The sequence below is a fragment of the Mesotoga sp. BH458_6_3_2_1 genome (assembly GCF_003664995.1).
GTDB lineage: Bacteria > Thermotogota > Thermotogae > Petrotogales > Kosmotogaceae > Mesotoga.
Genome location: NZ_JFHL01000002.1, coordinates 94,437 through 106,994 on the forward strand (window position 1 = coordinate 94,437; position 12,558 = coordinate 106,994).

The 12,558-nt window shown below is 44.6% G+C and carries 16 protein-coding genes and 1 tRNA gene; 15 read left to right on the forward strand and 2 right to left on the reverse strand.

Translation table 11 applies throughout. The features are described from left to right. Positions 1–2: 2 nt before the first annotated feature. Both Y697_RS00705 and thiI read right to left on the reverse strand, forming a co-directional pair. Positions 3–755 carry a 1-acyl-sn-glycerol-3-phosphate acyltransferase gene (locus Y697_RS00705; protein ID WP_121549797.1) on the reverse strand — a complete coding sequence of 251 codons (753 nt, stop codon included), beginning with the start codon at positions 753–755 and terminating at the stop codon, positions 3–5. Continuing rightward, on the reverse strand, positions 730–1,944 hold the full coding sequence (thiI, locus tag Y697_RS00710; protein WP_121549798.1) for a tRNA uracil 4-sulfurtransferase ThiI: 1,215 nt from the start codon (positions 1,942–1,944) through the stop codon (positions 730–732). The genes Y697_RS00705 and thiI overlap by 26 nt, the downstream gene beginning before the upstream one ends. Before the next feature lie 81 nt (positions 1,945–2,025). Between thiI and Y697_RS00715 the strand changes: the two genes are divergently transcribed. The 15 genes from Y697_RS00715 to ffh all read left to right on the forward strand — a co-directional run bounded on the left by Y697_RS00715 (position 2,026) and on the right by ffh (position 12,546). Further along, positions 2,026–2,742: a tetratricopeptide repeat protein gene (locus tag Y697_RS00715; protein ID WP_121549799.1), complete on the forward strand. Its 717-nt coding sequence runs from the start codon at positions 2,026–2,028 to the stop codon at positions 2,740–2,742. 41 nt (positions 2,743–2,783) lie between these two features. Next, entirely contained in the window at positions 2,784–3,236 is a 453-nt protein-coding gene (locus Y697_RS00720) for a hypothetical protein (protein WP_259462240.1), read from the forward strand. Then, positions 3,229–4,032 (forward strand): carbon-nitrogen hydrolase family protein, encoded by an 804-nt coding sequence (locus Y697_RS00725; protein ID WP_121550319.1) that lies wholly within the window; start codon positions 3,229–3,231, stop codon positions 4,030–4,032. The genes Y697_RS00720 and Y697_RS00725 overlap by 8 nt, the downstream gene beginning before the upstream one ends. Before the next feature lie 49 nt (positions 4,033–4,081). Further along, a tRNA-Lys gene (locus tag Y697_RS00730) sits at positions 4,082–4,157 on the forward strand. Between the two features lie 126 nt (positions 4,158–4,283). Continuing rightward, complete coding sequence (infC, locus tag Y697_RS00735; protein WP_259462290.1) at positions 4,284–4,850, forward strand: translation initiation factor IF-3; 567 nt, start codon at positions 4,284–4,286, stop codon at positions 4,848–4,850. Continuing rightward, entirely contained in the window at positions 4,819–5,022 is a 204-nt protein-coding gene (gene rpmI / locus Y697_RS00740; protein WP_006491740.1) for a 50S ribosomal protein L35, read from the forward strand. Before infC ends, rpmI begins: the two co-directional genes overlap by 32 nt. A gap of 23 nt (positions 5,023–5,045) precedes the next feature. Next, positions 5,046–5,405 (forward strand): 50S ribosomal protein L20, encoded by a 360-nt coding sequence (gene rplT / locus Y697_RS00745; RefSeq protein WP_121549802.1) that lies wholly within the window; start codon positions 5,046–5,048, stop codon positions 5,403–5,405. Positions 5,406–5,445: 40 nt separating this feature from the next. Next, positions 5,446–5,868, forward strand: coding sequence for an OsmC family protein (locus Y697_RS00750; protein ID WP_121549803.1), 423 nt, complete (start codon positions 5,446–5,448; stop codon positions 5,866–5,868). A 23-nt stretch (positions 5,869–5,891) separates the two neighbouring features. Continuing rightward, complete coding sequence (locus Y697_RS00755) at positions 5,892–6,671, forward strand: Mrp/NBP35 family ATP-binding protein (protein ID WP_259462241.1); 780 nt, start codon at positions 5,892–5,894, stop codon at positions 6,669–6,671. 17 nt (positions 6,672–6,688) lie between these two features. Further along, entirely contained in the window at positions 6,689–7,717 is a 1,029-nt protein-coding gene (mtnA, locus tag Y697_RS00760) for an S-methyl-5-thioribose-1-phosphate isomerase (RefSeq protein WP_121550321.1), read from the forward strand. A gap of 21 nt (positions 7,718–7,738) precedes the next feature. Continuing rightward, positions 7,739–9,028 carry a serine hydroxymethyltransferase gene (gene glyA, locus Y697_RS00765; RefSeq protein ID WP_121549804.1) on the forward strand — a complete coding sequence of 430 codons (1,290 nt, stop codon included), beginning with the start codon at positions 7,739–7,741 and terminating at the stop codon, positions 9,026–9,028. Continuing rightward, positions 9,015–9,653, forward strand: a complete 639-nt coding sequence (upp, locus tag Y697_RS00770; RefSeq protein WP_183083673.1) for a uracil phosphoribosyltransferase — start codon at positions 9,015–9,017, stop codon at positions 9,651–9,653. The genes glyA and upp overlap by 14 nt, the downstream gene beginning before the upstream one ends. A 28-nt stretch (positions 9,654–9,681) precedes the next feature. Further along, positions 9,682–10,416, forward strand: a complete 735-nt coding sequence (locus Y697_RS00775; RefSeq protein ID WP_259462242.1) for a carbohydrate kinase — start codon at positions 9,682–9,684, stop codon at positions 10,414–10,416. A 4-nt stretch (positions 10,417–10,420) separates the two neighbouring features. After that, on the forward strand, positions 10,421–10,993 hold the full coding sequence (locus tag Y697_RS00780; RefSeq protein WP_121549807.1) for a thymidine kinase: 573 nt from the start codon (positions 10,421–10,423) through the stop codon (positions 10,991–10,993). Between the two features lie 236 nt (positions 10,994–11,229). Further along, the gene (gene ffh, locus Y697_RS00785) at positions 11,230–12,546 is read left to right on the forward strand and encodes a signal recognition particle protein (RefSeq protein ID WP_121549808.1); all 1,317 of its coding nucleotides are present in this window, start codon (positions 11,230–11,232) and stop codon (positions 12,544–12,546) included. Positions 12,547–12,558: the final 12 nt, after the last annotated feature.

Here is a 12,558-nt window from a genome sequence, read left to right on the forward strand (position 1 = left end):
CCTCAGTTTCTCAGTGATTCCAGTGCATCTTCAATTATATTATAGACTCCTTGGCAGAACTCTTTTTCGGAAGCGAAGTCTTCCGGTAAAACAGGCTTAGATATGGCAAGAGAGATCCTTGACGGAGTGATAAGGAAACTGTTCTTCTTCAGAAGATTACGAGTTCCGTCTAGAGCTACAGGGATGACTTTAACTCCAAGCTTGAAAGGTATTGAAAGACTCCCGTCTTTGAACTCTCCAATTTCTCCGGCTGTGCTTCGAGTTCCTTCCGGAAACAGCAGAATCGTCCCGTCCTCTTTCAGTATTCTGAAGATCTTTCTCATAGCACCTGCTGTCTGCGATCTGTTTCCTCTCTCAATGTATACTCCGTCAAGAGCACTGATGAACCAGCTGACACCTGGAATTTTCGACAACTCTTTCTTTGCTATGAAAGAAATTTCCGGATAGACGTAGCCCGGAATAAGCGGTATGTCGAACGCGCTTTGATGGTTTGCGACGATTACCATTGGTCCGTTCTGGGGCACATTTTCCCTACCTGCTACCCTTACCTTTGATCCCGAAAGTACAAAGGCCGCTCTGCCAAATCTCGAGACTTCTCTTGAGATGAAAGTCTTTCTCTCTTTCTTCCCTTTTATCTTGCCTATCAAGTTCCCAATAAGGATCACGATTCCGCCATAGACACAGATGTAAAGGACTCCAAGCACGGCTATCCAGACAGTAACTACCAGACTAAGTAGCTTTTTCAGGAATCTCAATTCCCCCTACCTCCAATATCTCGCCGTTCTTCATTCTGTACATTTTCGACTTGTTGAGGGCCCTCGTCGTCAGGTCCTCAAAGTCCAGCCCGGCTTCTACCCGGTTGATGTCGAATAGTCTTGCCTTTGTTGCGGGACTCGATGGCACGAACACCGTACAACAGTCTTCATAAGGCAATATTGACGTCTCAAACGTCCCTATTTTCTTGGCAAGCTCTATTGTCTCGATTTTATCGTAAGTAAGCAAAGGCCTAAGCACTATCAAATCTGTCTGTTCTTCAATTACTCTCAGGTTCTCGAGAGTTTGACTCGCCACCTGACCAAGGTTCTCTCCAGTCACGACAGCGATTATCCTGTTCCTTTCAGCAATTCTGTTTGTGATCTTCATCATTAACCTTCTCTGACAGATAAGACTGTATCTCTCTTCAACATGTTTGTGAACGGCGATTTGAGCTTCTGTGAAGTGAATTGAATATAGTCTAAACTCCCTGCCTCCATTGTAGAGAGAAAGGGATTTCGCAAGAGAGAGAACTTTGTCGAAAGCCTTCTCACCCGTGTATGGTGGACTGGAGAAGTGAATGGCGTCAAGATCTAATCCCCTCTTCTGGGCAAGCCAACCGGACACAGGACTATCGATTCCCCCAGAAAGCAGCAGAATAGCCCTACCACTTACTCCAACAGGTAGACCTCCGTTAGCGGTCGTTTTTCCGCATGAAATGAGAACTCCTTCATCTCTTATCTCAATCTCGATCTTGAAATCCGGATTGTGAAGATCGACAGAAGTTTCGGGGATCTTTTCAAGAATCCGCTCCCCAACAAGAGGATTCAGTTCGATGCTTTTCAAAGGGAATCGCTTGTCGAGCCTTCGGGTCTCCACCTTAAAGGTTCTTTTCCCTCTCTCGACCTCCCTCCTTGCAAGGTCTGTGGAAGTCAGATAGATGTCCTCAAGATCGTAAGTTGTCCACGTCCCCAAACTGTAGTTCTGGATTCCGAATGTCCGAGACATTACTTCCGTGGCTGTTTGCAGCTTGTCAGAAGGCACAGTGACTATTATTCGCCCCCGGATCCTTTCTACAGTCGACTTTCCTAATTGTCTCTTTATGTTGTTTGACAGGACCTTTTCGAAGAGTTTTCTGTTTCCCTGCTTTAGAGCAATTTCTCCATATCTCACTACTACGAATCTATCCATGAAATACCTCCGGGTTGTTTTTTCCATTGTAGTTATATAATATTCCTATCATATAATCTTACTAAGGAGGTGTTCCTTTACATGAAGAAACTGCTATTAATCTCTTTCTTGGTTCTATTTTCATCGCTTTTTATTGCTTCTGATTTCGAGACGCTCCAATCTGAATTTGTTCAGATAAGGGCGGTACAGAACACTGGGCTGATGACCAGCTTCATAGAGAGACTCGAGTCAGAGGATCTAGGAGACATAGAAATTCTCACGTTGCTTGCGGATTCTCACAGAGAGTATGCAAACTGGATAGAAGACAAGAAAGATAGAGAAACTCACTATAAGAAGGCAAGGGAACTTGCAGAAAAGGCAATAAAAATGGACGATTCTTATGGGATGGCCTACTATGTAAAAGGTGCGGCGATAGGACAGCTTGCTCAGATGGCGGGGATAATCCAATCTATGTTCCTGATAACCGACTTCGATAAGAGTATAGATAAGGCTATGGAACTGATGCCAGACAGTCCATTTCCCTTTATTGCTAAAGGAATGAGAGATAGAGATACTCCCTGGCCATACCGAAATTACGGAAAGTCGGAAGAACGATTCCTGAAGGCCATTGAAAATGATCCTGCATATATCAACAGTTACTACGAGCTCGCTTTACTTTATCAGGTATGGAAAAAGAAAGATTTGGCCGCACAATACTACAAGAAGGTTCTTGAACTGGAAATTCAGAGTGATTTCGTGGTTCAAGGTCAGGAGTCGAAGGAAAAGGCGCAGAAGTGGCTGGAAGATAACGGATACTGATGCTATACAGAATCATCTTTTCTCTCGTTCCACTTGTTCTTATGCCGTTCCTTAATTACTCGTTTTTGCTTTCGGCGATAGCTGCCTTTCTAGTTTTTACGGGTATGATTCTTGGAAGCAAGACAGTTCGTGTTTCGAAAATTCAGAACCTTACCCTTATTCTCTTTTATGTAGTTCTACTATTTGGCTTCTTTCAGGATACAACTGGCACAATGTACGAAGGTGAAGTTCTTATTCTCGCCGCGGCGCAAGCATTATCGGGATTCTACGGACTTTTTCACCATAAGAAGCCGTTGGCGGTTGCCTTTTCACTTTTGTATTGGACTCTTGTTGGAGTGGCGATAGGCAGAATCGCGAATTTTAGGTTGGGAAGTGGCGGAATCGTGCTTGCTGCGGTTCTAATGATTTTAGTTGCAGCTCAGGATCTTAGAAGGATTCTGAAGCCCATTGTGAGGACTCCTTTTGAGTGGGATGGTGAAGATAAGTATGAGTAGAACGGAGAAAATCAGAATTGGAATTGTTCAGTTCAAAGCAGACAATGATGAGCCGGGCGAGAATTTGGAGAAGGCGACAAGCTATATTGAGAGTCTTGTTGAAGAGGATGTGAACATTGTTGTTCTTCCCGAGATGTTCAACAGCGGATATGGAACGGATGAAGCCACCGTCAACAATGCAGTCGAGATGCAGGAGGAGACAGAAGAGATCCTTTCGGCGCTTGCCGATTACAATGACATTGCTATTGTCGGTGGAATGGTGAACAGGACGAAAGTCGGTCTTTTCAATTCCGCTGTAATAATGCTTCCTTATCTTGAAGCGATCTACTACAACAAGACTCACCTTTTCCGCGATGAAAAAAAAGTCTTCACTCCTGGCAAAGAATTCAAGTCTTTTGAGTATTTGGGTGTGAAGTTTGGACTACTTATGTGCTATGAAATCGGGTTCCCCGAAATCTCGAGAAAACTCTGCAGGCAAGGAGCCGAGGTTCTCTTAGTTCCATTCGCCTTTGGAAGAGAGAGAAGGTTGATTTACGATACTGCGACCAGAGCTCGTTCAATTGAAAACGGGTGCTTCCTTGCGGCAGCCAGTCAAGTTGGATCGAATAAGTCTATGAACTTTGTCGGAGAAAGCAGAATCGTTTCGCCTTCAGGGGAAATCATTGCAGATTGTGGTGGCGCAGAAGGTTTTGCTTTTGCCGATGTTGACACTAAGCTTGTCAAGAGATATCGATTCAACGAGAGTCGTGATTCTCACGGGTATTTTTCTAACTTAAGAGACGATCTATACGTTTGAAACCCGGTTGACAGGTTCATTCCCATGAGATACAATAAATACCGTTAGTGGGCCGTTAGCTCAGCAGGCAGAGCGATTGATTCTTAATCAATAGGTTGCAGGTTCGATCCCTGCACGGCTCACCAGAGAGTGTAAATTAAGTGGAGATTTTCTCCCACCCCCGCCCGAAGGTTGAGGGGTCAATACCTTAAGAATAGGTTATTGACATGGCGGGTTATTCCGCCAATTTTTTATATGAGAGGTGATGTAGTATCGCAAGAGGTGATTCAACACCGAAAAACAATGAAATAATGACGAAGACGGTGAGACTTGTTGACATTAACGGGGAACAGCTGGGTGTTGTTCAGACATCAGAAGCGCTTAAAAATGCCAGAGAAAAGGGTCTAGATCTAGTTCTTGTGGCGCCTGCGGCAAATCCGCCGGTTGCAAGAATAATGGATTACGGAAAGTATAAGTACGAAAAGGACAAGCGAAAGAAGGAAGCAAAGAAGAAGACCAAGCAGTCACAGCTTAAAGAGATGAAATTCAGAATCAGGATTGATGAGCATGATTTCCAGACCAAGACGAACAGGATAAAAGAATTCCTTGAAAAGGGAAGTAAAGTTAGGGTCGTCATAATGTTCAGAGGCAGGGAAATCGTCTTTTCAGATAAAGGAAGAGAGATTCTCGAAAGAGTTGCAGATCAGCTACAGCAGATTTCCGATATCGATAGGCCTCCAAAGTTGGAGGGAAGAGATATGTGGATGATTCTTAAGCCAAAGGCAGCTCCTCAAGGAGGTAAAGATAATGGGCAACAAAGTAAAAATGAAGACTCATAAGGCAAGTGCCAAGAGGTATAAGGTTACCGGTAGTGGAAAGATCATGAGGAACCAATCAGGAACTGGTCATAATACCGGTAAGAAGAGTGAAAGCAGTCGCCGAGAGGCTCGAAAATGGAAGCTGGTCGAAGGCGGATACGAGAAGAAAGTCAAGAAAAGCCTGGGCATTTGACCCTTTTGAGAGGTGAGATTTAGATGCGTGTAAAAGGTGGAGTAAATTCAAAGAAGAAAAAGCTGAAATATCTGAAAGCCGCGAAGGGTTATAGAGGTGCCTTGAGCAGAAGGTACAGGCTGGCAAAGCAGTTTTATATAAGATCCGGTGTCTATGCCTATGCGGGAAGGAAGATAAGAAAGAGAGATTTCAGGAAACTCTGGATAACCAGGATCAATGCCGGTGCGCGAATCGCAGGCACTAAGTATAATGATCTGATCCATGGTTTGAAAATCGCTGGTGTGAACATCAACCGAAAGATGCTTGCAGACCTTGCAGTCAATGACTTCAATACGTTTAGGGAGTATTGCGAGATCGCCAAATCGGCACTGAACGGAAATTAAAAGGGGCTTAGGCCCTTTTTTTTTGAGAGGAGATGAGACAATGGAATACTCTGCTAAGAGAATAGGAAAGATGGCCTTCTACGCAAAAACCCCCTCAGGTCATGATATATATATGGACGCCAAGGAAGCTTCAGGTGGAGATGGGTCTGCACCAAGCCCAATGGAGACGGTTCTGGCTGCATTGATGGGGTGCACGTCGATGGACGTTGTTTCCATACTCTCCAAGATGAAGGTCAACGACTACGAATACTGGATTTCTGCAAACTATGAGTATGCTAAAGAACATCCAAAAGTCTTCACAAATATTGAACTCGTCTACCATTTCTCCGGCAAGAATCTTCCGAAGGACAAGATTGAAAAGGCAGTTAATCTCTCGCAGGAAAGATACTGCTCTGTCTCTGCTATGTTGAAGAACTCGGTAGATCTTGCAATGAGGATTGAATATGAGGGTGAAGAAAATTGAATCCACAAGAGATGGCGGAAGCAATGGAGAAGATAAGAAACAATGTCAAGTCAATAAAGCACAAAATACTTGTGATGTCAGGAAAAGGAGGAGTGGGTAAATCCACTGTTGCAGTGAATTTAGCGCTGGCTCTTGCCGATGAGGGATTCAGAACTGGTCTCATGGATATTGATCTTCACGGTCCGAATGTGGCGAGAATGGTCGGACTCAAGAAACAACCTGAGGTTATTGAGAATCAGATCTTTCCCCCAGAGGTCCTGCCGAATCTCAAGGTTATAAGCATTTCCAGTTTTGTTGAAGATGATGCCCCGGTAGTATGGAGAGGTCCTATGAAGACTACGGCAATATACCAGTTTCTGGGTGACGTTGCGTGGGGCGAACTCGACTTTCTCATTATTGATTCTCCTCCAGGTACAGGAGACGAGCCGCTAACTGCTCTCCAGACTCTTTCCGACATAATGGCGCTTGTGGTGACGACACCTCAGGCCGTTGCGGTTCAGGACGTGAAAAGAGCGATAAATCTTGTCAAGACCATGCACAGAACGCCTCTCGGCATTGTTGAAAACATGTCATACATGAAATGTCCAAACTGTGGAGAGGTAATAAAGCTGTTTGGAGAGGGTGGAGGAAAGGACCTTGAGAATCTCTTTGATATTCCGCTTCTAGGTTCCCTTCCCTTTGATCCGGCGCTAGTAGGATTTTCGGATATTGGTAAGAGTATAGTGACACACATGAGGGGTTCCGAGCTTGAAGCCGCCTATCGAGAGACTGTGAAAGAGATTGTTCAGAGGGTGAAGCTGTAGTGGGCAAGTTCAAGAGCATGACGCTTGAATGGAAAGAAGACAGACTGATACTCATCGATCAAAGAAGCCTTCCTTCAAAGGAAGAGTATGTTGAATGCTTAACTCACGAAGACGTATATCTTGCAATCAAAAATATGGTTGTCAGAGGTGCGCCGGCAATAGGTGCAAGTGCAGCATTCGGCTATCTTCTCGGTGCAAGAGAGGCTAGAACTGGTTCTGAAGAGATGTTTTTCGGACACATGGTATCGGTCAAGAAAAGACTTTCAGAGAGCAGACCTACTGCTGTGAATTTATTCTGGGCTCTTGATAGAATGGAAAGGACGCTTAACCAGCTCCGAAAGCTGGAAAGGAAAGGTCTGATTGCGTCTCTCGAAAGCGAAGCACTGAAAATAGCCAGTGAAGACATCGAGATCAACAAGGCAATAGGGAAGAACGGTGCAGCAATTGTGAGAGACGGTGATGGAATACTCACTCACTGTAACGCTGGCGCCCTTGCAACAGTTGACTACGGTACGGCGCTCGGAGTAATGCGTGCTGCTGTTCAACAGGGTAAGAAGATCTACGTTTACGCCGATGAAACACGTCCTTATCTTCAGGGGGCTCGATTGACGGCGTGGGAGCTCATGCAATCGGGAGTCGACGTCACGCTCATCTGTGACAATATGTCTGGTTGGGTAATGAAGAAGCGACTGGTAGATCTAGTGCTAGTGGGAGCGGACAGAATTGCAGCAAATGGTGATGCAGCAAACAAGATAGGGACATATTCAGTGGCGATTCTTGCTCAGAGACATGGAATTCCCTTCTACATAGTTGCTCCTTTAAGTACTGTGGATCTCTCAACTCCTACAGGAGATGAAATCCCCATAGAGGAAAGAGATCACCGCGAGATAACTCACTTAGGAGGCTACCAGATTGCTCCCGACAATGTAAAATGTTTGAACCCCGCTTTTGATGTAACTCCATGGAATTTGATAACCGGAATAATCACGGAAAAGGGAATTGCAAGGCCACCTTACAACATTTCACTCAAGAAAATGTTTGAATAGAATCCTGGAGGAGGTTTTTACATGTGGGAGTCTTTGAAGAATAGTGACAAGCAAGTATTCGATATCATGGTCAAAGAGCTAGAAAGACAGAGAAACGGGCTAGAGTTGATTGCTTCTGAGAACTTCGTTTCCAGGGCAGTCATGGAGTCTATGGGATCTGTCATGACAAACAAGTACGCGGAAGGCTATCCGTCCAAAAGATATTATGGTGGATGTGTCTATGTTGACGAAGTCGAAGAGCTTGCTCGAGAAAGGGCCAAGAAGCTTTTTGATGCTGGATTCGCAAATGTTCAGCCACACTCGGGATCACAGGCAAACATGGCTGCCTATCTGGCGGTTGCCAAGCCTGGCGATACTATAATGGGAATGTCTTTGAGCCACGGAGGACATCTAACTCACGGTTCTCCGGTTAATTTCTCAGGGAAGCTTTTCAATGTTGTAGCATATGGTGTCGACGAGGAGAGCGAGCTCATTGACTATAGTGAAGTTAGAAAGCTTGCCCTCGAAGCTAGACCTACGGTAATTATTGCCGGTGGAAGCGCTTATTCCAGAATAATCGATTTCAGAAAGTTTAGAGAGGTAGCGGATGAAGTAGGCGCGATTCTTATGGTAGACATGGCTCACTTCGCCGGTCTTGTAGCTGCGGGTCTGTACCCCAATCCGCTAGACTTTGCTCACGTAGTAACGACGACAACACACAAGACCCTTAGAGGTCCTCGGGGTGGCATGATTCTTACAAATGATGAAGGGATTGCCAAGTCGATAGACAAGATGGTTTTCCCGGGAACTCAGGGTGGTCCGTTGATGCATGTCATTGCTTCTAAGGCAGTTTCGTTCGGCGAAGCTCTGGAGGATAACTTCAAAGTATACCAGCAGAGCATATTGGAGAACACTCGTCAGTTGGCGAAATCACTTGAAGAGAAAGGATTAAGGATAGTTTCCGGTGGAACAGATACTCACCTTTTCCTTGTAGATCTTAATCCGATAAATGTTACAGGGAAGGCTGCTGAAAAGTCTCTTGAGAGAGCAGACATTACGGTTAACAAGAATACCATTCCAAAGGAGACTAGATCTCCTTTTGTTACCAGTGGAATAAGAATTGGAACTCCCGCCGTCACTACAAGGGGTATGACGGAGAAGGAAATGCCAATTATTGCCGATTTGATGATCCGGGTCCTTGAAAACATAGAAGGTGAAAAGGGCGAGATACCTGAATCAAAAGTGGAAGAGATTGGTGGGGAAGTCAAGGCTTTGACGGAAAGATTCCCCCTTTATTCTGATTTGATACACAGGAGTGATGAGTGTGTTTGATCAGCTTACAATCGTCAATCACCCTCTAATTCAGCACAAGTTGGGAATAATGAGAGATGATCAGACCGGTCCCAAAGAATTCAGGGAACTCCTCAAGGAAATAACCCTGCTCTTGACATATGAGGCGACAAGACACATACCTACTTATGAGAAGGAAATTACTACTCCCCTCGTCAGGATGGCCGGTCAGTCCATCGAAGATAAAAAAGTGACCGTAGTTCCTATTCTTAGAGCCGGCCTCGGCATGGTTGAGGGGGTTCTTTCTCTAATGCCCAATGCTTCAGTTGGCTATATTGGCATATACAGAGATCCCGACACGATTCAGCCCGTTGAATACTATTCAAAGCTCCCCAGGATCGACGAAACTACTCAGATCTTCGTTCTAGATCCGATGCTTGCAACTGGCGTATCGTCCTCTTGGGCTTTGAAGCTGGTAAAGAGAGCCGGAGGGAAGCAGATCTCTTTGATGTGTCTCATCGCAGCTCCCGAAGGTGTGAGACTCATCGAGAAGAACCACCCTGACGTGAAGGTTTTCACTGCAGCTCTTGATGAAAGACTGAATGACCATGCGTATATCATTCCTGGATTAGGAGATGCCGGTGATAGACTCTACAGGACGAAGTAAGTTTCGTGCTCTCATTTTAGGTGGTTACTTGGAAGATATCGAGATTTCGGGCAGTGGCCACAACGCCGAGATTAAACAGACTCCGGGGGGGTCGGGTTTCAATGTGGCTAACTGCCTTTCATTGATTGGCGCCGATGTTCTATTTTTGAGCTGTTTTGGCGTCGGTGATTCGCGAAAATGGCCTTTTGAGTCTATTCCGGTCACCTCGAATTGCTCTAGTGGGATCTTCCTCTTTAGAGATTCCGAGGTTATCGCAGTTGAGAAACCTTCATTAGTAAGCATTGATGAGGAATTGCTCGAGCTTCTTTCTGGGGAGAGATTCGATCTCCTGTACAGTACTCTTGAGATTGGCCAATTTGCGGCCTCAAAGGCAGCTTCCATAGAGTCCCGGATTAAGATAATAGATCCTTCCCCCTTTCATGAGTTCAAAGGACTTGAGGGTTTAGAGAAGTACGATTTCATTCTCGCTAATGACTATATGTCATTTGATAGAGACGACAGACGAGTCATTATGAAGGCTTCGTCAAAAGGTGCATTTTACGGAAAGAAGGAGTATTTGCCTCCGAGAATCGGAAAAAATCGCTTTGGCAGCGGAGATCTCTTTGGAGCAATCTTTTCGCTGCTGGTTACGATAGGGGCCTCTCCTGAAGAGGCAATAGAAGAAGCTGTGAAGACAAGTGGAGAATATTGTTATCAAGGAAAATCAGTCGGACAGTTCTTGCTTGGCATTAGGGACAGTCTTGATTATGTGATAAGGAGCTGAGTTTATGTCGGGCAAACTCACGGTTGTTGTAGGACCAATGTATTCCGGGAAGACTTCGACTCTTCTCTCTATGGTTGAAATCTACACTCTTGGGAAGAAACGCATAAGGGTTTTCAAGCCAATAATTGATACCCGATACTCATCCAATCATGTTGTAAGTCATTCAGGCCAAATGGCGGAAGCGATAAATGTGTATGACTCTTCTGAAATAGAAGAGATCGTCTCGCGGGAAAATGAGAAGCTCGATGCAATATTCATTGACGAGACTAATTTCTTTGATCAGGGTCTGCTAGAAGTGGTACAGAAGATGATTTTCGCTGGGATCGATGTATTTTGCGTGGGACTCGATCTCAGCTACAAACATAGACCGTTTGCTGTAACTGCAAATCTGATGGCTGCAGCAGATGAAGTGATAAAGAAAAAGGCCGTCTGCCATATTTGTGGAGAATATAGTGCAACAGTAACTCACAGGATTTCAGGTGCAATCGATACAGAAATCGATGTTGGGGGAATGGAGAAATACATTGCAGTCTGCAGAGATTGTTACATAAAACTTAATTCATTGAATCACAAATGAGTGTTTGCTTGCGTCGTTAAATTACTTCCAGAGCGAGGTGTGTTCTCTTCAGCAAGTATTGCTGATCAATCTACTAGAGATGTTCCTCGAAGGAACATAGGTGAATTAAGTATATTGATGTCTTTCCGGTAATCAAAATTTAATATAAGTAGAAGATAATCACAGTTGTTGTTTAGATAAGTTCAACATTCGCGTGCAGACGCGTTGTATACTTTTCAAGCTGTGGAGGTGTTTAGATGTTTGAAAATCTCCAGGACAAACTCGGCAGAGCATTCAGATTGCTGAGCGGAAAGGGAAGAATCTCGGAAAAAAACATAGAAGATGCCGTTAAGCAGGTCAAACTATCGCTCTTAGAAGCAGACGTTAACTACAAGGTAGTCAAGGAATTTATTAGCGGTGTAACAGAAAAGGCGCTTGGTGAAGAAGTACTCAAATCTTTTTCACCGGATCAGCAGTTCATAAAAGTTGTGAGAGATGAACTGATAAATATGCTGGGTGAAAAGAACGTTCCACTGAAACTTTCGAGTCAACCTGCCAAGATCATGATGGTTGGATTGCAGGGAAGCGGAAAAACGACAACCACCGCGAAACTTGGTACTCTTTTGAGAAAAGAAGGCCGAAAGCCGCTTCTTGTTGCGGCAGATGTATACAGGCCGGCTGCCATAGATCAGTTGATGCAGCTGGGGAAACAGATAGATATGCCTGTCTTCACGGGTGACAGAAAGAACCCTGTTCGTATTGTACAGGAAGCAATGCAGCAGGCCGTAAAGAACATAAATGATGTCGTGATTCTTGATACTGCAGGAAGACTTCATATTGATGACACTATGATGAGAGAGCTAAAAGACATAGTTGCTGCAGTCAAGCCCGATGAGATTCTCATGGTTGTTGATGCAATGACGGGTCAGGATGCGGTTAACTCTGCAAAGGCGTTTAACGAAGCACTAGAGCTTTCGGGCTTCGTAGTTACAAAACTTGATGGGGATGCCAGAGGTGGAGTTATTCTATCCATAAGACATGTTACGGGAAAGCCAGTGAAATTCATCGGAGTCTCTGAAAAACCCGATGGGATCGAAGCTTTTCATCCTGACAGAGTTGCTGGACGGATACTTGGCATGGGAGATGTGCTGTCTCTTATAGATAAGCTTCAATCTAACATAGACGAGGAAAAGGCGAAAGAGATGGAAGAGAAATTCCTTAAGAACAAGTTTGATCTTGAGGATTTCCTTGAGCAATTGAAAGAAGTAAAGAAACTTGGATCGATCGCAGATATTATGGAAATGATACCCGGTGCACCGAAAGATGTGGATTTGGCCGGGAGCGAAAAAAGTATGAAGCGAACAGAGGCGATTATCAGTTCGATGAATGCACAGGAGAGAAGAAATCCAAAGCTGCTCAATTACTCGAGAAAACAGAGAGTAGCAAGAGGAAGCGGAACGTCAATTCAGGATGTGAATAAGCTCCTGAAATCATATGATCAGATGAAGAGTATGATGAAGCAGTTTGGAAGGAAAGGAAAGCTTCTAAAAGGTATGAAAGGATTTCCATTTTAGATAGTAGAGAAT